Below are 20,541 nucleotides of genomic sequence, written 5' to 3'. Positions count from 1 at the left end.
TAATTAAATATATATATTTAACATATCCTTAATTATGTTTTTAATTTCATTTCTTATTTCAAAAGGTTCCAATACTTCTAAAAAGTTTTTTTGACTTAATAACCATGTGATAATTCCTTTACCCAATACATTAGCCTTTATTAAATACTTATTATTCTCTTCACCTATGACTTCCGCTGTAGGAAGTCTATCTAAAACTAATTCCAATGAAGGTCCCCAATAATAAAATTTAATATTTATAAGTCCCCCTGAACTCATAAATTGCATTTTCTTTCTAAATTCTCCTTCTTCAAATCTGTTTTTTTGAGAAATATAAAAATACTCTTCAAATATTTTATATTCTTCTATTCTGTCCACCCTATAGGTAGCTATAAAATCCTCCTCCTTACTTTCAATATATGCAATTAAATAGAAATAGAATTTATTAAATATTAATCCTATAGGTTTCAATTTTCTATTTATTAATGACTTATCTACCCTTTTATATTTTATATTTATATATTTTCTCTTTCTAATACATTCCTCTATATCCAACAGAATATCAATTAATTTTTTCCCATGTTGTAATTCCACATAATTATATACTTCTTTATTTAATATATTCTTTATATTTTCTCTTTCCCCTGGTATACATTGTAAAATTACTTTATTTAATAATAATGACATTTCTTTTTTATTAAAAGCTCTACTATCTAATAATATTTTTGTTATAGCTGTTATTTCCTTATAATTTAAATATGAAAACTTATCTTTCTCTAATATATAACCTTTTCTACTCCTACAGTACTTTATTCGGACATCTTCTTTATAACATTCCTGAAAATATGCCCTTAAATCATTAATATCTCTTTGTATAGATTTTTCATCCACTCCAAATTCATATGCTAATTCTTTTTTATTTATTATTCCCCCCGTACTTAATCTTTCATATATTGTAAGTACCCTTAAAGATTTAGAGCATTTAGTTTTTATATACTTCATACAAATCACCAATTCACGTATTTATTGTTAGTATTTTCTATATATTCTATTGTACTTACTATTATAACTATTTCCATAGACATATAATGTCCATTTATCTTAATTTTTTGGAAAATTAATGTATTTTTTTATTAATTCTAAGCTTTTTATAATAAAAGTAGAGATTAACCCTATTTTAAGATTAATCTCTACTTACTTGTGTATGCTTCATTTTTAATTACATAGTTATACTTAATATCTCATCTCTAATAATTGATACATTCTTTTCAACATTTTCAATGCCTTCTACTTGTTCTCTACTTTTAGATAAATTAATATCTACTATATTAGATATTTTTAATATAACTTCTTTTATTTCTTTTAAAGTATCCTCTATATGTTTCAATGATTCTGAGGAATCTAAAGATAATTTTCTTATTTCACCTGCTACCACAGAAAAGCCTTTTCCATTTTCTCCTGCTCTTGCAGCCTCTATAGCAGCATTAAGTCCTAACAAATTAGTTTGTTTAGCTACATTCTTTATAAAATCTAAAATCTTATTTATATTACTTATTTCCTCTTCTAAAGTATAGGTTATACTTTGCACTTCTTTACTGGTATTAGCTATATCTTCTGCTGAACACCCAATCTGCCCCATTACAAATGAAACCTCTTGAACTTCTGCAGATAATTTATTAATGATTTCCTGTTTTTTCTCTTCGTCTATTCTTTTTAAAATTTCTTCTTCCATTATTTTTGCTGCCATTTGTTGAAGCGGTTTTACCATTTCCGGTGCACCTGTAAGTCCAATACAACCTATTACTTCACCATTTATCTTTATTGCTCCATTATATCCTGGAAGAACCCCATTTAATTTTTCTGCTTCTTCTTCTGTAGTAGAAGAAGATTCTATTTCTCCATTCATTATTCTACTTGCAACTTCATGTATAGTTCCAAGTCTTTCTCTTTGAACTGTAGCTATAATCTCTCCATCCTTCCCCATGACATTCACATTTTTTTCAGTAATATTATGAAGTAAATCTACAGTTTTTTCTGCTACGTCTTTAGGTATTTTATGCCTCCAAGTCAAAACTTACCCCTCCCGAATCTATATGAATTATATAATTATAATTTCTTTAGTTTATAATTTATATTAAAGTAGTCTAGTTATTTTGTCAATATTTTTAGACAATTGAGACCATTTTTTGCATATTTTTGTACTGTTGACCTAAAACTTATCTATGATAATTAATGGTTTGAATAATGATTATTGGAGCATACTATTATATAATGTTATAAACGTATGAGTTTTCATACATATTTTTTTCTAGAAAGGATGTATTTAAACATATGAAATTTGTATTGGCTCCAGATTCATTCAAAGAAAGTATGACTGCAAAAGAAGTAGCAACCTCAATGGAAAATGGATTGAAGAATATATTTCCAAAAGCTGACTATATAAAGGTCCCTATGGCTGATGGTGGAGAAGGAACTCTTCAAGCTTTAATTGATGCTACTAATGGTGAAATATTTAAAGTAGAAGTTTTGGGACCATTAGGTGAACCAATAACTGCTGAATTCGGAATATTAGGTAATGGAACTACTGCTGTAATAGAAATGGCCAGTGCTAGTGGGCTATATCATATAGAACCAGAGAATAGAAATCCTTTAATAACTACAACTTTCGGTACTGGTGAACTTATAAAACATGCTCTTGATAAAAATGTTCATCAAATATTTATAGGTATAGGTGGTAGTGCCACTAATGATGGTGGTGCTGGAATGATTCAAGCTTTAGGTGGTAAACTTTTAACTAAATCCGGTGAAGATATTCCCTTCGGTGGTGGTGCTTTAAATAAACTTCATAGTATTGATTTGAGCAATTTAGATCCTAGACTTTCAGAGGTATCCATTGATGTTGCTTGTGATGTAAATAACCCTTTAACAGGTAAAAATGGAGCTTCTTATATATTTGGTCCTCAAAAAGGTGCTACTCCTGAAATAGTAGAACTTTTAGATGAAAATCTAAAACATTATGCTAAAGTAATAAAAAAATATTTGCAAATGGATATAGAAAGTATTCCTGGTGCTGGAGCTGCTGGTGGTCTTGGTGGGGGATTAATGGCATTCTTATCTGCTAATCTAAAAAAAGGAGTAGATCTTGTAATAGAGTATACTCATTTAGAAGAAAAATTAAAAAATGCAGATTTTGTTTTTACTGGTGAAGGTGCTATAGATTATCAGACTAAATTTGGAAAAACTCCTTATGGTGTAGCATCTATTGCTAAAAAATATAGCATACCAGTGATAGTTTTATCAGGTAAAATTGGGGATGGATGTGAGGTCTTATACGAAGGTGGAATAACATCTATCTTTGGTATATTACCTGGAGCAGTAGACATAAAAGAAGCTTTAAAAAGTGGTGCTGTTAATATAGAAAGAACTTCTGAAAATGTAGGTAGATTAATAAAATCCATTATAAAATAGGAGGGATTTTAATGCAAATAACTGCATTAGGTGCTATAATCGGTCTCGTTATAGCTATTTTTCTTATATTAAAAAAAGTTCACCCTGCATATAGTCTTATATTAGGTTCTTTTGTAGGTGGAATCGTAGGAGGAGCAGGTTTAGTCCAAACTGTAAATTTTATGATTGATGGCGCTAAAGGTATAATGCCTGCTATTTTAAGAATATTAACTGCTGGTGTATTAGCTGGTATCTTAATAGAATCTGGTGCTGCAGCTAGAATTGCAGAAACTATCGTTGAAAAAATAGGTGAATCAAGAGCTTTAATTGCCCTTGTTATAGCTACATATGTTTTAACAGCTGTAGGTGTATTTATAGATGTCGCTGTAATAACTGTATCTCCTATTGCTCTTGCTATTGCCTATAACGCAAAGCTTTCAAAGTCGGCAATATTACTTGCCATGGTAGGTGGAGGAAAAGCTGGAAACATAATTTCTCCAAATCCAAATACCATATCAGCCGCTAATAATTTCAACGTTCCTTTAACATCTCTTATGGGGTCTGGAATTATACCTTCATTATTTGGTATAATTGTTGCTATTATTTTATCTAAAAGATTAATAAATAAAGGTTCTTTTGTTAAGGAAAAGGAACTTTCTATATCCTCAGAAGGAAAGCCAAACTTTTTTGCTTCCATAATAGGACCTTTAATTGCTATATTACTTTTAGCACTAAGACCCTTATTTAATATAGCTATAGATCCCTTAATTGCTCTACCCATTGGCGGAATAGTAGGAATCATAGCTATGGGTAAATTCCATAAAGTTAATGAATATACCATATCTGGATTAAACAAAATGAGTAGTGTTGCAATACTACTCATTGGTACAGGTACTATTGCAGGAATTGTTTCTAATTCATCACTAAAAGATTTAATTATATCCGGATTACAAGCTTCAGGGCTTCCAGCCTATGCACTAGCTCCTATTTCTGGTATTTTAATGTCAGCTGTTACTGCCTCTACTACTTCTGGTACAGCTGTAGCTAGTTCAGTTTTTGGAGAAACTATTTTATCTCTTGGAATACCTGCTTTATCTGGTGCTGCTATGATTCATTCTGGAGCAACAGTTTTAGACCACCTTCCACACGGAAGCTTTTTCCATGCTACTGGTGGAAGTGTATTCTTAGATATGAAAGAAAGATTAAAACTTATTCCCTATGAATCATTAATAGGGCTTACTATGACTATTATATCCACTATAATATATGGTGTGATAATGTTATAAACAGACCTTAGCTTAGCTGGGGGTTTTCTTAATATAAAAAATGCACAGTTTAAAAATTTTAAACTGTGCATTTTATTGTATAATTTAAATATCTAAATTATATTTACATCTAATTTTTTTAACTCTTCTATATTTTTATTATGCTCTTCTTTATTTACATATCCCAATCCATCTAAAAATAAACTAACCGTGAAATCATATTCTAAAAATTCCTTTATAGTCTCTCTTACGCAGTATTCAGATGCTATTCCACAAACTATTACTTCCTTGGGAATTTTGTTGTTGAGGATTTCTCCTTTAGAATTTTTAGCATAAAAAGCAGAATACTCTTCTATTTCATCATCCTGTCCCTTATAAAAAATATTTTCTTTATTCAATGGACTCTGTTTTTCATTTTCTATATTTTTATAAAAGTTTTGATGCAATTCTGCCCCTTCCTCATATCCCACACAATGAATAGGCCATATACCGCCATTTGCTTTAAATGATTTATTATTTTTACTATGCCAATCACAGGAATAAAACACCTTAAAATCTTTATTGCTATTAATTAAACTTATTATATTATCTACAGATTCTTTACCCATATGACAAGCTAAGCTTCCACTTATAAAATCATTTTGACAATCTACCACTATTATAGCCTTACTCAAATTATCAACCTCCATCCCTACATTTTAATATATTATAACACTTCCTATATACATCTGTATATACATTTTAAATGAATCTACTCACTAATAAAATCTGTAAATGTGTACATAGGAATTACATTAATAACTGGCTCTTCATAGGGATGAATCTTTTTTATAGTTTTTAATGTATCTTCTAATAATTTTTTTTTGCAGGCAAATTCCACCTTCATCTCATATGCCTTGCAAAGTTCTCCTATTTTCCCTTCAAAAGGATCAGCTCCTTTTAAAGGTCTCCAATAACCTAAAACCTTTACACAACTCATACAACTATCATAGTTTCCTCCAATACTTAGAGTTCTTATTTTGTTTAGGTTGTCCCTTAAAGTATCTACATAATTCTCTGGTATAAATACCTCAATCTTAAATATATTATTGTCCAACACTTACTCTCTCCATAATATACTAATTACAATACATTATATATAAATACAGCTTTAAACATAGTGTCATCAGAAGATAATATTATTTGTAAATCCTTATCTGGTTCTGCAAAGAAAGCACCAATCATCTTGCCATCCTCTACTAATTCAAGTTTGGTATGAACTTGATTTCCCATCTCTTCTTTATATATTTTTATTTTATTGCAAAGAACCATTCCTTCATTATTTCCTACAAAAAATATAGCTCCTGATGGAAAAGATATTTCTAGATTCTCTCCTGCTTTATACTGTAAAAACTGCTCTACATCTCCATATTTAAACTCAATAAACTTTTCTTCTGCCATTTAAAATTCCACCTTTCTAATTTTTAATATTCTTTATATTTATCATATCATATTTCACATAAATTTGTGGTAAAATAATTGTATAGGAGGAATAATGATGAAAAAAATATTAACTTTAGTTCTTACAATTGTAATGTCATTAAGTAATTTCACTAAAATTTATGCTCATGACATAACTAATATCAAAAGGATATACGGAAAAGATAGATATAAAACTTCTGTAAATATCTCAAGCAATTTTAAAAATGGATCTTTACAAAATATCATAGTTGCCAGTGGTAAAAACTTCCCCGATGCTCTAGCTGGTAGTGTACTTTCCAAAAAATTAGATGCACCAATAGTTCTAGGTGGAAGTACTCTAGAAGAAAGTAAGGATTGTATAGAATACATAAATAACAATTTAAATAAAGATGGAACAATTTATCTCTTAGGTGGACAAAGTTCTATAAATAACTCTTTTGAAAATCACATGAAAAATAAAGGTTTTAAAAACATAGTAAGACTTGGTGGAAATGATAGATTTGAAACTAATATGTCTATTGTAAACTTTATGGATGTGAAAAAAAACACTCCTGTGGTTATAGTAAATGCCTTTGGATTTGCTGATGCATTAAGTATATCAAGTGTAGCTTCTATAAAAGGCTATCCAATAATAATGACTTCTGATTCAGAACTATCTTTGCAAGCTAAAGACATGCTTGAAAAAATTCAACCTAAAGAAGTTTACATTATAGGTGGACATGCTTCCATAAAAGATACTATTAAAGATGAAATTAAATCTATGTTTTCTTCTATTGATGAAAATAAAATAAAACGATTAGAAGGAAAAGATAGATATGAAACTTCTCTTAATATATGTAAATATTTTAATTTGGATACAGATAATGCAGTACTTGCTAATGGTTCTAATTTCCCAGATGCTTTATCTGGAAGCGCCCTAGCTTCTAAATTAAATTCACCTATAGTTCTTACAAATGGAAATGATATATCTAATCAAAAATCTTTTATAGAAAACAAGAAATATAAGAATTTATATCTTCTTGGTGGATTTGCCTCTATAGGTTTAAACTTAGAGTATTCTTTAAAAGGTCCTAATAACATTACAGAAAATGAAAAAAATTATATTAATTCTTTAATAAACTATTGCTCTAAATTTTATTCAGAGAGCAATACTGCTTCTCTTTATATTTTAGAAACTTTTGAAGATATTTTTTCACATAAAGTAGTAAGTGATTTATCCTCAGAAAATAAAAGTGAAGAATTATTGGATAATATAATAAAAGGTTATAGTAATTTAGAAACTTATTTTAAAAAACACAGAGAGAATTTAATAACTCTAAGAAACAACGTTTATAATTTACAAAGTCCTGAAAATTTAGTGTTTTTAAAAGAAAATTATATTACAAATATAGATAACTATATTGATAATGTTGATAAAATAACTGAAGTATGTAATTCTTACAAAAAATCTTTAACTAATATAAGAGCTAATTCTAAAATAAATAATTTTTATGACTTAAAAAAGGAACTAGAGAAAATTTCTACAATTGAGAAAACCTTTTTGAATATAAACAAAAACTTAGAAAAATCTGAACAATCTATAGGAAAATTAATGGAGGACTTATCCAACATAAGAAATTCTATGGAATAATATATAATAAAAAAACACTTGCATTATTAAAACAAATATCTTATAATAGGAGACAATTTAAAAAGCACTGAAAGGTAATAGTAAACAAATCTTTATTTAAGAGAGTCGATGGTAGGTGTAAATCGATAATAAAGATTGTTGAATCCGACCTAGAGCTGCATAGGGGTAACAACCTATGCCGGATTAATTCCGTTATAATTTTAAAGTCTACTCTTTTATTTAGAGTAGTAAATTAAGGTGGTACCACGTGATTATTGTAAATCCCGTCCTTAGCTTTTAAGCTAAGGGCTTTTTTATTAGAAAAAATTATTATAAAAGGAGGATTTTTTAATATGAATAAACTTTTAATGACTCCTGGTCCTACAAATGTACCTCAAAGGGTACTTGAAAAAATGTCTGAAAATATGCTGCATCATAGAACATCTCAGTACAGCAAACTTTTTGAAGAATTTAATGAAAGATTAAAATATGTGTTTCAAACTAAAAATTCTGTTTTAACTTTTCCATCTTCTGGCACTGGCGGATTAGAAAGTGCAATAATAAATCCTTTTTCTAAGGGAGATAAAATATTAGCAGTATCTATAGGAGACTTTGGCAATAGATTTATTAATATAGCTAAAATCCACAGTCTTAAAGTAGATGAAATAGTTATTCCTTGGGGAAAAGCAGTAACTTTGGAGGATATAAAAAAGAATTTAAGACCTGATCATAAAGGTTTAATAATAACTCATAATGAAACCTCTACCGCTGTTGTAAACCCTATAGAAGAAATAGGAAACTTTTTAAAAGATAAGGATGTTTTATATATAGTAGATGCAGTAAGCTCACTAGGTGGCATTGATATTAAAATGGATGAATGGAATATAGACATATTAATATCTGCTTCTCAAAAAGCATTAATGAGCCCTCCTGGTCTTGCATTTGTAGGTGTTAGTGAAAAGGCTCTTTACAGATGTACTCAGTCTAATATATCTAAATATTATTTTGACTATCTTTTAGCTAAAAAATATTTAGATAAAGTTGAACCCCAAAATCCTTATACTCCAGCAATATCATTAATATTAGCAGCAAATGAATCCTTAAAAATCATCGAAAAAGAGGGACTTCAAAATGTATTTCTAAGACATCAGAAATTAGCAAATAAATTTAGAGATGGAATAAAATCTATGAATCTTAAACTATATGCACAAAATCACTGTTATTCTAATACAGTTACTGCAATATCATTTGAAGAAGAGGGTTTAGCTTCTAGAATAAAAGATAAACTCGATAAAGAATACAACATAATAATATCCGGTGGTCAAGGTTTTACTAGAGGAAAATTAATACGAGTAGGTCATATGGGTTGCGTAAATGATGAAATGATAGACAAAACTCTTTATGCTATACAAAAATCACTTTAATAATTTAATACGTTACTAAATAAAAGGGGGCAATTTTAATGGATAAAGCCAAAATATTAATTGTAGATAAAATAGATACTAAAGGAATAGAACTTTTGGAAAGTGAACCCAACTTTGAAGTAGATATAAAAATGGGATTAGAAAGAGAAAAACTTTTAAATATAATAGAAAATTATGATGGTCTTATTATAAGAAGTGACACAAATATAGATATAGAACTTATGAATATGGCTAAAAAACTTAAAGTTGTAGGTCGTGCTGGAAATGGTGTAGATAACATTGATATACCAGAAGCTACTAAAAGGGGCATAATAGTAGCTAATACTCCAGATAGTAATACCATATCAGCATGTGAACTTACCATAGGACTTTTACTTGCTCAATCAAGAAATATAGCAAAAACAGATAGGTTCTTAAAAGAAGGAAATTGGGATAGAGATTCCTTTATGGGAACAGAGCTTTTCAATAAAACTTTAGGTATTATTGGTCTTGGGAGAATTGGTAGTCTAGTAGCTACAAGAATGAATGCCTTTGACATGAAGGTCATAGCTTATGATCCTTATATATCCGATGAAAGATTTAAAAGATTTAACGTAGAAAAGAAGGATACTTTAGAAGATCTTTTAAAAGAATCAGATTTTATAACAATTCACACCCCAAGAACAGAGGAAACCATTAATATAATATCAGAAAAAGAATTGGAATTAATGAAAGATGGAGTAAGAATTGTAAATGCAGCTAGAGGAAAATTAATAAGTGAAAAAGCTCTTTGCAAAGGTCTTAAAAAAGGTAAAATTGCAAGTGTTGGTATAGATGTTCATGAACATGAACCTAGATATAGTGCAGATCTTTATGAATATGAAAATGTAGTGGTTACTCCTCACATAGGTGCAACAACTATAGAAGCTCAACAGAATGTAGGTGTAACCATAGCTAAACAAGTTATAAATGGAATTAAAGGAGATATAGTTCCAAATGCTGTTAACCTTCCAACTATTCATAGAGATGAATTAAAAGAAATTAAACCTTATATTGATTTAGCAGAAAAATTAGGCAAGATATACTATCAGCTTAACAAAGGTGCAATTAAATTAGTTGATATTACCTACTGGGGTGATATAGGTTGTCAAGATACAGAAATGGTAACTATAGCTTTTATAAAGGGACTTTTAGAACCTGTAATGGCTGATAAAATAAACTATATAAATGCTATGATTAAAGCCGAAGAAGGTGGAATAGGCGTTAATTCTAAAAAGATCTGTAATCATCATAACAATTATTCAAATTTGATAACAATAAAAATAACTAATAACACAGGAGATACATCATTTACCCTATCAGGAACCATATCCAATAGAAATGAGGGAAAATTGGTAGAAATTATGGAATATGAAGTAGATGTTAAACCTACAGAATGTATGGTATTCCTTCAAAATTACGACGTTCCAGGGGTAATAGGTCATGTTGGTACTTTCTTGGGAACTAATGGTGTCAATGTTGCAACTATGCAGGTTGGTAGAAAACTAAAAGGTGATAAAGCTCTAATGTTATTGAATGTAGATGATAAAGTTACCCAAGATACCTTATTAGGTCTTCAAAAGCATGATGATATACTTTGGGCAAAATTTGTTCAACTTTAATAAAAAAGACAAACTTAATTAATGAACAATGAAGGTGGACAAAAAATAAAAAGGAGGGTAACCATGTTTAAACGTATAGGCTATGCAGCTTCCATTGGAGAAAAATCTATATATGACTCCATAAACTTTGCCTATGAAAATCACATGAATGCTGTCGAAATAAATGCAAATGTACCAATATATTTTCCAGAGAACTTTTCTTTAGAAGATAGAAAAAAGATTAAAGAATATGCTAAAAATAAAAATGTTTTATTAACCATTCATGCACCAGAAGATATAACTTTACTACAATTACATAAAACTGTACGTGAAGCAGGAATTTCTAGACTTAAAGAAATTATAAATTTTGGTAAAGATATTGGAGCAAGAAGCCTAACTCTTCATGTAGGATCTGATGTAACCTTTACCCTTGTAAATGGAAAAAGTTATATGGATGAATTTTACCAAGATGAATTTAAAAAAATTTTAGAAGATACTCTTTTAGAACTTATAAAAGAAGCTAATGGTAAAATAAAGATTGCGGTGGAAAACTCCGGTAGATTTCCTAAAAAAGTGGTTCAAGAAATTCTTCAAAAACTTTTAAATAGAAATGAAGATATTTATTTAACTTGGGATATAGGTCATTCCTATGAAAATAAGTATGCCGAAGTGGAGTTTTTTATAAAAAATATAAATAAAATAAGAACTTGCCATATTCATGATAATAATGGAAAAAGTGATCATCAAATTCCTGGTGAAGGCAATTTAGACTTCAATAAACACTTTGAGCTTATGAAAGATAAGGACATTGTTTATATAATAGAAGTAAGACCTCGGGAAAATGCTGTTAAATCCTTCAAAGTATTAAAAACTTTATATCCTTAAATATAAAGTTAAAAAAGCTGTGCCGGAATGATTTTTAAATCGTTTTGACACAGCTTCTTTTATTTCTTTTAAGATAATTATATAATGTGACATAGCAAATTAAAATACTTTATGTTAAATTATACATGAAGTATGAATACTTTTATTGTTAATAAGGAAGGTGTTTACAATATATAAAAAAAAATTTTTATCTTATCTGAGAAATAATTGTAATATAAATCTAACAAATGAACAATCTGAAGTGGTATTTAATATTAGCGGTCCTATGGCAGTAGTTGCAGTACCTGGTTCCGGTAAAACTACCACATTAATTTGTAGAACTGCAAACTTAATACTTAACCATAATGTAGATCCTAAAAAAATATTAGGTCTTAGCTTTAGTAAAGCATCTGCTATGGATATGAGAAGTAGATTTGATAACTTATTTGGAAATATAGTAAAAAATAAAGTTGCCTTTTCCACCATACATAGCTTTGCATATTATGTAATAAATAATTATTCTCGTAGACACAATATAAAATATACCATTATAGGATCTAAAAATTCTCCTGTTAATCCTACAATACTTTTAAAAAACATCTATAAAAAATATAATAATGATTTCATAAGCGATGACAAGCTAGAAGAATTATCTAGTTTTATAGGCTATTTAAAAAATATAATGGTATCCTTCGAAAATACTGAAATATATAAAAATAATTTTCCTGTACCTAATTTTATGCAAATATATAAGGAATATGAGCTTTTTAAAAGAAAAAATAATTTATTAGATTATGATGATATGTTAGTTAAATGCTATAAGATATTAAATGAAGATATAGTAATATTAGATTTTTATAGAAATTTATATGATTATATAGAAGTAGATGAATGTCAAGATACCAGTAAAATTCAACAAGAAATAATAAAACTTATATCAGCTCCAAAGTTTAATTTATGTATTGTTGGTGATGATGATCAGAGCATATACTCTTGGCGGGGTGCCTTTTCTGATGGACTTTTAAATTTTAAAAAGGAATATCATAAAGATGGAAAACTATTTTTTATACAACAAAACTTTAGAAGTGACAAAAACATAGTAATTACTGCTAATGAATTCATTAAATCTAATAAAAAAAGATATAACAAAGAGCTTTTTACAGAAAATGAAGAAGGAAATAAAATAAAATTTATTAATACAAAAGATGAATATGATCAAATAAATTTTTTAGTAAAAAATTTAAAAGAAAAAAGTAATTTAAGAGAAACTACTATACTCTATAGAAATAATATTTCCTCTATACCAATAGTTGATAGATTAATACAAGAAAATATTCCTTTTTATATAAAAGATTCTGTTCCCTCTTTTTTTAATAGTTGGGTAGTAAAAGATATTCTATCTTTTTTTGAATTAGCTTTTGATTTAACAAATATAGACGCCTTTGAAAAAATCTATTATAAAATGAAGAGTTATGTTAAAAAAGATGATTTAAATATACTATACACTAGAAAAATTAAGGAAAGTGTTTTTAGAACCCTTTATAATAATCAAGGCTATTCCTCTGCTAACTATAGATTAAAGTCTTTTGAAGAAAAATTTATGAAGCTTTCTTCTTTATCTGGATATAAAGCTATAAATTTTATAAGATATGAATTAAATTATGAAGACTATATGATGGATTACTGTGACAAATTCAAATTTAACATAAATAATGTACAAACTATATTATCTATTTTAGCTATGGTTTTATCATCTTGCCCCACCCTTGAGGATATAGATGGCAAATTAATTTATTTAAAAGATGAAATGGAAAAAAGTAAATATAAAGGGAAATTTAATGGCGTTATACTATCTACCATGCATAGTTGTAAAGGACTAGAGTTTGATACTGTATATATTATAGATTTAATTGAACATATCATACCATCACCTGAAAGCTTAGATAAATCTAAGAAAGATGATTATTCTGACTTTGAAGAAGAAACCCGTTTAATGTACGTAGCTATAACTAGGGCAAGAAAAAATCTTTATCTAATAAACACTCTTACAAGAAACAACAAAAAATGTACTCCTTCTATTTTTGTAGAAAAACTTTACAAAATATCACATAAGGATAGTTCTTATAGAAATACCATGGTTGAAAATGAAAGCTTTATACAATCTATTTCTCTAAAAGAAGGCACTATCATTGAACATAATTCCTTTGGTATTGGTAAAATACTAAGTATAAATAAAGATATTATTACCATAAGCTTTGAAAATGGACTTATTAAAAATCTTTCTTATAATTTATGCATAAATAAAGGCTTACTCCATATATTAGACTAAATTTAAACTTTCTTTAGTCAGTAATATAGTATAAACTTAAAATACTAATGTGGGAAAACAAAAATGCAAGAACTTCAAACTTCTTTGAAATCCTTGCATTTACTACATTGGCAGTCTCTAGGAGGATCGAACTCCCGATTCCACCTTGAGAGGGTGGCGTCTTAACCACTTGACCAAGAGACCATATTTATTTATTCAACTTTAACATTATATAATATATATTTTATTTAGTCAAGTATATGAAATATCTGTATATTATTTTCTCCGATTTGTTCGATAAATAATTTAATGGTATAATGTAAAAATTAAATAAACAAATGAAAGAAGGCTATATTATGAACAAAAAATTATTAACTATTGTACTATCTTGTGCACTTGTTTCTTCTATAAGCTATAATGTTGATGCAAAAATACTAAGAATAAATAGACTAAGTGGTAAAACAAGATATGAAACTTCGGAAAAAATCGCAAAAGAATATAAAATGCAATCTAATGAAATTGGGGCTGTTATATTAGCTTTAGGTACAAACTATCCTGACGCTCTAAGTGGAGCTGTACTTTCTAAAAAATATAATGCACCAATACTCTTGACAACAAACGAAAATAAAAATTTAGCTTTAGACTTTATTAAAGAAAACCTACCTAAAGGAAAAAATGTGTACATATTGGGAGGTAACGGTGGCATAAATAATAACACTGAATCCCAAATAAAATCTATGGGATATAATACACTAAGACTTGGTGGTTCTGACAGATATCATACTAATTCAGAAATAGTAAAAAATCTTCACCCTAAGAAAGGAACTCCCATTATCCTTGCAAATAGCCAAGGTTTTGCAGATGCACTTTCAGTAAGTCCTGTAGCGTCATCAAAAGGATATCCGATATTTTTAGTAAGTAAAGATAAAATTTATGAGCCAATTTTAAATGATATTAAAAAATTATCCCCATCTGAAATCTATGTAATAGGCGGACAAGGCTCAGTATCAGATAAAGTTGTAAAAGAGGTAGAACACTTAACTAAAGCAAAAATTACTAGATTAAATGGAAAAAACAGATATGAGACAAGCCTAAATATAGCAAATCATTTTTTTAATGAAAAAAATAATATAAGTATTGCTAGTGGATTAGGTTTTGCAGATGCTCTTTCTGGATCAGCTCTAGCAAGTTTAAAAGATGAAGCTTTAATTTTAGTTGATAATAATAGTATTAAAACCCAATCTAAGTTTATAGAAGAATTTACTAATCTAGATATTTTTGGGGGAACGGGTTCTGTAAGTGAAAATACAGTAAACATCTTAAAAGGTGATACTACAAAATCCCAAACTTCTACTAAACCAGAGGGTACTTCTAAGTCAGATAATATTAATAAAGAAGATGACACTATTAAACCAAGTAACAATACTAATTCCTTAAGTGATGCTTATAAAAATGAAGTTACAAATAGAATGTTTCAACTTGTAAATGAACTAAGAGCTTCTAAGGGTGTTAAACCATTAAGCCTTATACCTACATTAAACAATGAAGCCCAAAAACGTTCTCAACACATGGCAAGAACTGGGGAATTTTCTCATAATGATTCTAATGGAAACTTTATATTTAAAGATGAATTAGCTAAAATAAGCTATACTTATAAAAGTATCGGAGAAAATATAGCTCAAAATATGTATACAAAGGACGCCCAAAAACAAGCTGAAGCTTTATTTACTCAATGGAAAAACTCTCCAGGTCATTATAAAAATATGGTAAGTAAAGATTTTAATCAATTAGGTTTTGGAATTGAAGTAAACTCTCAGGGGTTAACCTATGCTACTCAAGTTTTTGTTGGTAAATAACATTAAAAATGGCAGTGTAATTAACACTGCTATTTTCACCAATTAATTCATAATCACACTTCTTAAATGTTTGTCTATCTTACTTAATCCAAAATTTAAAATCCTCATCAGAAAGATTATATTTTTCCATCATTAATTTTATATAGTTTAGGGTTGAATTAGCATTTAATTTTGTTTCTATATATATATTATTTTCAATTTTAAACATTTCTCTTATATCAATTAAATTTGAAGATACTATCCTATTTTTTCTTCCTGCAAAATCACTATCATTTATGAAACTTTTAAATATATCCTTATCTAAATTATACAAAATTTGTGAACACTCACATATAAGTCTTTTCCAACTATTTATATTATGTTTTTCTCCCAAAATTTCAAAAGCAACAGGTTTTCTACCTGTAACATCGATTTCATCAGATAAATCCAAATATTCCTTTTCATCAATTCCTATATAGTTAATTAAATCCTTATTTACTTTAGGAGCACTCCAATTTTTAATAGCTATACTAAATAATTCTACAGCTCTTTTTATTATAATTTCTTCATTCCATGTTGTAAAATTACTTATTCCTTTATTTAATTTTAATCTGCTTTTTTCTAATATAATCTTTTTATCATCAAATGACTTATTTGATAGATTAGAATTATACCCTGTTAAAGTAAGATTCCCTATATTGTGGATATATCTTTCATGAATAGCTTGGGCATTATTTCCAAGTTTTAAAGTCCATTTTGCATCTAATTTTTGGGGCATTATATGTTCTATACTTAATTCTTCTACATCTACTTTTTCTTTATTGTTATTATTTTCCAAATGTTCTAATAGGTAATTTACATGTTTAAATTTATACATATTTCTAGATAAAAATTCCTGTTTAAATTCTAAATCTGTTGGAAAAGCTGCACTATATTTTTTGTTTAGAAGAATTGCTACCAGCATATCATAGTACATATCTTTATAATCTTTTTCTCTTTTGAGCTCTCTTGCTAAATTTTTAAAAACCTTATTCAAAGCACTGGTTGGACTATTGCATATAAATCTTCTGAATACATAGGTTTCTACTAATTTATAAACTTTAATCAAAGTTTCTTTATCTATTACTTCCTTTTGATAATCATCATATACCTCCATTAAAAATGGATATGAAACTGTAACCTTTAATAATCTTATATCTTGAAGAATCATTTTAATATCCTTATCTTCTTCACTAGCTTTAATAAATTTTTCGTATATTTTTGCAAAATATAATATATTTTCTAAAAGTATTTCTATATTACTATTCCAATTGTTTTCATAAACATATCTTTTAAATTCTAAATACACTTTATCCTTTTTAGGTATATCATTCTGTTTCATAGTTAGATAATCTCTAATAAAACTAGATATATTTTCATTTCCTAATATTCTTTCGATTTTACGCCAATATTTATTATAAAGTTCATTCTGTTCAGCCGCTTCCTTATCCATAAGTATAAAATTCCTTATTAAATCTGCTTCTGTTAAATTTAGACCTGTAGAATTTATACTTTCAAATATCAGCTGCGGATCGTCTTCTCCCCTTTTAAGACTTATATAAACAACTACAATTTTTTGTATCCCTTTAAATATATGATTAGGATCCAACTTAGATTTATTTATTAAATTTATAAATAAAATATAATTTTTATAAATATTAGAATCCTTGTCTATAAAGTCAAAGTCATCTCTCATAATATCTTGAAAAACTTTATCATCTTCTATCATAGGTTTTAGTCTTAACTTGTGGCTCTCATCTGCATATTTATTAGTCAAATAATATTCATAAATTCTATCTTTAAGCTTTTTACTTTCCATATCATTTTTATTTTTTAAGCAATCATGTATAGCTTTTAATAATAAAACAGTAGTGGTTATTCTTTGTTGTCCATCTATTAGCATGTATTCATGAAAATCTATCATATCAACTTCACTATTTGATATGTAAACTATTGTACCAAGAAAATGACTTCTTCTATGTTCACTTAAGTACACATTTTCTACATCTTTAAATAGTTGCATACATTGCTCTTCTTTCCAATCATAATTTCTTTGAAATACAGGTATTACAAATCTTCTATCTTCTCCAGACAATAGTCCTAATAAACCTATCTGTCTTGCCTCCAAAATAATCACCCTCTAAAACAGTTTATAACAGTATTCTACCATAAATAACATATATAGTTGATATTTTTAAAAAATATGGATAACTAACAGTTATTTAATAAAACATTTGTCTAAATAACCTAAGAAATCTCCTTTATCTCTATCTTAATTTTCCTAGCATATAATAATTTATCCTGCAAAAACTAAGTCTATAAAATAAAGAAAGGAGTTTATATATGGCACGTAATAGAATTTTAGTTCCTAGTGCTAAAGGAAAATTAGATGAATTTAAAATGGAAGTGGCTAGAGATATGGCTATTGAGTATAAAGAATTACAAAACAGTTCCTCTCCTCAAAGTATTAGTAAGAAAATAGGCACCTTTGGAAATATAGGTGGAGAAATGGTTAGACGAATGATTACTGAACAGGAGAAAAAACTTATTGATTAAAGTAATAGAGAGACTTTTTTAGTCTCTCTTAATGCTATTTATTGTTACTAAACATTTTCTTAATTTTATATATTATTAATGAACCTGCATAAAAAACTACAAAAGCCATATAACCCATTGTCAATAAGTTTGGTGATGATTTTTCTGAGAAAGAATATACTACAAAATTAGATAGTACAAGACACACTGAAAAAATAACAGACTTAATAAAAATCTTTTTATATATATTTTCTGTATTATTCATAAATAATTCCCCCTTAAAATAATAAAAATACTCATTTAAATTTCAATTCTATATCCTAAAATTTCAATTGTTCCATGTGAAATGTCAAATATACTCTAAAAATATTATACTATTTCAACCTATTAAAGAAAATAATAAAATTATTATTCTATATTTAAAGTAAATACATCTAATTTTTTCTTTACATCTGCAACTTTTTATAGCATTAATCTATCTAATATATGTATTTGATAAACAATTACTATGATAGGAGGTGACTAAATGTACGATGTTTTACTTGTTAAAAGAGCAATTAGAGGTAATAAAGACGCTTTCACATCATTGATTAAACAATGCAAAAATGAATTATATAAAATTGCCTACATATATACTAAGAATGAAGATGATGCTTTAGAAGCCATTGATGAGAGTATATATAAAGCATATATATCAATAAATACTCTTAACAATCCTGAGTTTTTTAAAACCTGGATAATTAGGATACTAATAAACGAATGCATAACTTTATTAAAAAAGAAAAATAAAATTGTATTAGAAAATAATAATACTAAATTTGAAATTCAGTGTAATGATGATTATGATTCAAAATTTGAATTTGAAGATTTATATAAAGCCATCAATACTTTAAATGATAAGCAAAGAACAGCAATAATTCTTAAGTATTTTCAAGACTTAAAAATATCAGAGATATCTGATGTAATGCAAATATCTGACAATACAGTAAAATCACATATAAGACGAGGAATTTTATCTTTAAAAAAATCATTAAAGGAGGATTTATATTATGGACAATAAATTATTTGATTTAGAAATACCAACAGAAAGATTAGATCAAACTATAAAAAATTCTATTGCTCGTGGAGAAAAGTATAAGAACAAAATTAAATTGAAAAAAGTTGCTGCTGCATGTTTTTTAGTTGGTGGAATTTCAATTTTTAATGTAGCTCAACCAGTATTTGCAGAAAATATTCCAATTATAGGATCTATTTTCCAAAAAGTAAATAATACATTAGGAATCAATAAAAACTCAAAAGACTATGTAAAATACGCACAAAATATTAATGAGGCTTCAGAAGATAAGAACATAAAAATAAAAGTAACTGATGCTATATTAGATGATTATAACAATCTTATATTATGCTATGAAATCAAAAATGAAAATGGCTTCTCTACAAAAGATAAAAAGATATTAGAAAATACCATTGCAGGAATTAATTTAGGTGGAATAAAGAGAGTTAGCTTTCAACCTAATTACAATATGGTTCCAGAAAAAGTAGAAAAAGTTCTACCTTCATTATCTAAAGATGGAAAAATGTTAACTTTACAAGAGTCTAATGGAGGTATAGTTGGTGAATTTATAGATGATAATACCTTTATAGGAAAAAGCGAATATAACCTATCAAGTTTTAAAAATATACCCAATAACTTTAAAATTAAATTTGATATAAATAAAATAGACTTCTCATTTGGCTCAACTGTAAAATCAAATAAAGAGAACTTTAATATATTTACTCCATTAAATACCGTAGAAGGGAAATGGAACTTAGAATTTACAGTTGCAAAATCTGAGATAAAAGAAACAAAAACAGTAAAAACTAATATCTCCTCAGAAAATATAATGGTTAATGATATAACTATTACTCCTTTTACTACGGATATATCTGCAAAAGTAGACTTTTCTAAGGTTAATAAACTAAAAGTTGTAGATGAGAATAATAGAGAATACACAAGCTATAATACTATTAATAAAAAAGAAACAGACTCTAAATTTACTGAAATAATTTTCAGATTTACCGATATTAATAAAGATATTAAAAAACTAAAGCTGGTATTCTTAGACGGTAATAATAAAGAAGTATTTTCTTGCTCAGTTCATATATCTTAATAATAA

18 protein-coding genes, 1 tRNA gene and 1 other annotated feature are annotated in these 20,541 nt (G+C 27.4%); of the genes, 11 read left to right on the top strand and 8 right to left on the bottom strand.

Annotated elements, in window-relative coordinates:
* Positions 1–3: 3 nt before the first annotated feature.
* Together B5D21_RS10960 and B5D21_RS14420 are read right to left on the bottom strand one after the other, a co-directional pair.
* Positions 4–981, bottom strand: a complete 978-nt coding sequence (locus B5D21_RS10960; protein ID WP_035110821.1) for a helix-turn-helix transcriptional regulator — start codon at positions 979–981, stop codon at positions 4–6.
* Between the two features lie 217 nt (positions 982–1,198).
* Positions 1,199–2,050 (bottom strand): methyl-accepting chemotaxis protein, encoded by an 852-nt coding sequence (locus B5D21_RS14420; RefSeq protein WP_011098972.1) that lies wholly within the window; start codon positions 2,048–2,050, stop codon positions 1,199–1,201.
* Between the two features lie 260 nt (positions 2,051–2,310).
* Between B5D21_RS14420 and B5D21_RS10950 the strand changes: the two genes are divergently transcribed.
* A complete protein-coding gene (locus B5D21_RS10950) occupies positions 2,311–3,447 on the top strand; it encodes a glycerate kinase family protein (protein ID WP_011098971.1) in 1,137 nt (378 codons plus the stop codon).
* Between the two features lie 11 nt (positions 3,448–3,458).
* On the top strand, positions 3,459–4,712 hold the full coding sequence (locus B5D21_RS10945; protein ID WP_011098970.1) for a GntP family permease: 1,254 nt from the start codon (positions 3,459–3,461) through the stop codon (positions 4,710–4,712).
* Between the two features lie 92 nt (positions 4,713–4,804).
* On the opposite strand, the gene B5D21_RS10940 is transcribed toward B5D21_RS10945, so the two are convergent.
* From B5D21_RS10940 to B5D21_RS10930, 3 genes are all read right to left on the bottom strand, one after another.
* Entirely contained in the window at positions 4,805–5,365 is a 561-nt protein-coding gene (locus B5D21_RS10940) for a cysteine hydrolase family protein (RefSeq protein WP_115604375.1), read from the bottom strand.
* Between the two features lie 77 nt (positions 5,366–5,442).
* The gene (locus tag B5D21_RS10935) at positions 5,443–5,787 is read right to left on the bottom strand and encodes a YqfO family protein (RefSeq protein WP_035124480.1); all 345 of its coding nucleotides are present in this window, start codon (positions 5,785–5,787) and stop codon (positions 5,443–5,445) included.
* 26 nt (positions 5,788–5,813) lie between these two features.
* Complete coding sequence (locus B5D21_RS10930; protein ID WP_011098967.1) at positions 5,814–6,131, bottom strand: hypothetical protein; 318 nt, start codon at positions 6,129–6,131, stop codon at positions 5,814–5,816.
* Positions 6,132–6,228: 97 nt separating this feature from the next.
* Here B5D21_RS10930 and B5D21_RS10925 point away from each other — a divergent pair, with 97 nt between their 5' ends.
* From B5D21_RS10925 to B5D21_RS10905, 5 genes are all read left to right on the top strand, one after another.
* Positions 6,229–7,782, top strand: coding sequence for a cell wall-binding repeat-containing protein (locus B5D21_RS10925; protein WP_035124459.1), 1,554 nt, complete (start codon positions 6,229–6,231; stop codon positions 7,780–7,782).
* Between the two features lie 58 nt (positions 7,783–7,840).
* Positions 7,841–8,056 (top strand) — a binding site (T-box leader).
* Between the two features lie 58 nt (positions 8,057–8,114).
* Complete coding sequence (locus tag B5D21_RS10920; RefSeq protein ID WP_011098965.1) at positions 8,115–9,185, top strand: pyridoxal-phosphate-dependent aminotransferase family protein; 1,071 nt, start codon at positions 8,115–8,117, stop codon at positions 9,183–9,185.
* Positions 9,186–9,223: 38 nt separating this feature from the next.
* The gene (serA, locus tag B5D21_RS10915; protein ID WP_011098964.1) at positions 9,224–10,825 is read left to right on the top strand and encodes a phosphoglycerate dehydrogenase; all 1,602 of its coding nucleotides are present in this window, start codon (positions 9,224–9,226) and stop codon (positions 10,823–10,825) included.
* Positions 10,826–10,888: 63 nt separating this feature from the next.
* Positions 10,889–11,689: a sugar phosphate isomerase/epimerase family protein gene (locus B5D21_RS10910; RefSeq protein ID WP_035124456.1), complete on the top strand. Its 801-nt coding sequence runs from the start codon at positions 10,889–10,891 to the stop codon at positions 11,687–11,689.
* A gap of 160 nt (positions 11,690–11,849) precedes the next feature.
* A complete protein-coding gene (locus B5D21_RS10905; RefSeq protein ID WP_052042362.1) occupies positions 11,850–13,997 on the top strand; it encodes an ATP-dependent helicase in 2,148 nt (715 codons plus the stop codon).
* Between the two features lie 108 nt (positions 13,998–14,105).
* On the opposite strand, the gene B5D21_RS10900 is transcribed toward B5D21_RS10905, so the two are convergent.
* A tRNA-Glu gene (locus tag B5D21_RS10900) sits at positions 14,106–14,180 on the bottom strand.
* Between the two features lie 152 nt (positions 14,181–14,332).
* Between B5D21_RS10900 and B5D21_RS10895 the strand changes: the two genes are divergently transcribed.
* On the top strand, positions 14,333–15,832 hold the full coding sequence (locus B5D21_RS10895; RefSeq protein WP_052042361.1) for a cell wall-binding repeat-containing protein: 1,500 nt from the start codon (positions 14,333–14,335) through the stop codon (positions 15,830–15,832).
* Positions 15,833–15,911: 79 nt separating this feature from the next.
* Here the strand turns inward: B5D21_RS10895 and B5D21_RS10890 are convergent, their stop codons facing one another.
* Positions 15,912–17,978 carry a DUF262 domain-containing protein gene (locus B5D21_RS10890; RefSeq protein ID WP_035124453.1) on the bottom strand — a complete coding sequence of 689 codons (2,067 nt, stop codon included), beginning with the start codon at positions 17,976–17,978 and terminating at the stop codon, positions 15,912–15,914.
* 215 nt (positions 17,979–18,193) lie between these two features.
* Here B5D21_RS10890 and B5D21_RS10885 point away from each other — a divergent pair, with 215 nt between their 5' ends.
* Positions 18,194–18,406 carry an alpha/beta-type small acid-soluble spore protein gene (locus tag B5D21_RS10885; protein WP_035110809.1) on the top strand — a complete coding sequence of 71 codons (213 nt, stop codon included), beginning with the start codon at positions 18,194–18,196 and terminating at the stop codon, positions 18,404–18,406.
* Between the two features lie 34 nt (positions 18,407–18,440).
* Here B5D21_RS10885 and B5D21_RS10880 read toward each other — a convergent pair whose 3' ends face one another.
* Positions 18,441–18,650, bottom strand: coding sequence for a hypothetical protein (locus tag B5D21_RS10880; protein WP_035110808.1), 210 nt, complete (start codon positions 18,648–18,650; stop codon positions 18,441–18,443).
* A 261-nt stretch (positions 18,651–18,911) separates the two neighbouring features.
* Here B5D21_RS10880 and B5D21_RS10875 point away from each other — a divergent pair, with 261 nt between their 5' ends.
* Positions 18,912–19,445, top strand: coding sequence for a sigma-70 family RNA polymerase sigma factor (locus B5D21_RS10875; RefSeq protein ID WP_011098959.1), 534 nt, complete (start codon positions 18,912–18,914; stop codon positions 19,443–19,445).
* Positions 19,435–20,535: a DUF4179 domain-containing protein gene (locus tag B5D21_RS10870; protein WP_011098958.1), complete on the top strand. Its 1,101-nt coding sequence runs from the start codon at positions 19,435–19,437 to the stop codon at positions 20,533–20,535. Before B5D21_RS10875 ends, B5D21_RS10870 begins: the two co-directional genes overlap by 11 nt.
* The last annotated feature ends 6 nt before the right edge of the window (positions 20,536–20,541 follow it).

Source organism: Clostridium tetani, assembly GCF_900167265.1.
Lineage (GTDB): Bacteria > Bacillota > Clostridia > Clostridiales > Clostridiaceae > Clostridium_G > Clostridium_G tetani.
This window is presented reverse-complemented; position numbering and strand designations above follow the sequence as displayed.

What these genes read in the sequence shown, in the direction of transcription:
- B5D21_RS10960 (WP_035110821.1), bottom strand. Translation starts at nt 981, where the DNA reads ATGAAGTATATAAAAACTAAATGCTCTAAATCTTTAAGGGTACTTACA.
- B5D21_RS10950 (WP_011098971.1), top strand. Translation starts at nt 2,311, where the DNA reads ATGAAATTTGTATTGGCTCCAGATTCATTCAAAGAAAGTATGACTGCA.
- B5D21_RS10945 (WP_011098970.1), top strand. Translation starts at nt 3,459, where the DNA reads ATGCAAATAACTGCATTAGGTGCTATAATCGGTCTCGTTATAGCTATT.
- B5D21_RS10930 (WP_011098967.1), bottom strand. Translation starts at nt 6,131, where the DNA reads ATGGCAGAAGAAAAGTTTATTGAGTTTAAATATGGAGATGTAGAGCAG.
- B5D21_RS10925 (WP_035124459.1), top strand. Translation starts at nt 6,229, where the DNA reads ATGAAAAAAATATTAACTTTAGTTCTTACAATTGTAATGTCATTAAGT.
- B5D21_RS10920 (WP_011098965.1), top strand. Translation starts at nt 8,115, where the DNA reads ATGAATAAACTTTTAATGACTCCTGGTCCTACAAATGTACCTCAAAGG.
- serA (WP_011098964.1), top strand. Translation starts at nt 9,224, where the DNA reads ATGGATAAAGCCAAAATATTAATTGTAGATAAAATAGATACTAAAGGA.
- B5D21_RS10910 (WP_035124456.1), top strand. Translation starts at nt 10,889, where the DNA reads ATGTTTAAACGTATAGGCTATGCAGCTTCCATTGGAGAAAAATCTATA.
- B5D21_RS10895 (WP_052042361.1), top strand. Translation starts at nt 14,333, where the DNA reads ATGAACAAAAAATTATTAACTATTGTACTATCTTGTGCACTTGTTTCT.
- B5D21_RS10885 (WP_035110809.1), top strand. Translation starts at nt 18,194, where the DNA reads ATGGCACGTAATAGAATTTTAGTTCCTAGTGCTAAAGGAAAATTAGAT.
- B5D21_RS10880 (WP_035110808.1), bottom strand. Translation starts at nt 18,650, where the DNA reads ATGAATAATACAGAAAATATATATAAAAAGATTTTTATTAAGTCTGTT.
- B5D21_RS10875 (WP_011098959.1), top strand. Translation starts at nt 18,912, where the DNA reads ATGTACGATGTTTTACTTGTTAAAAGAGCAATTAGAGGTAATAAAGAC.
- B5D21_RS10870 (WP_011098958.1), top strand. Translation starts at nt 19,435, where the DNA reads ATGGACAATAAATTATTTGATTTAGAAATACCAACAGAAAGATTAGAT.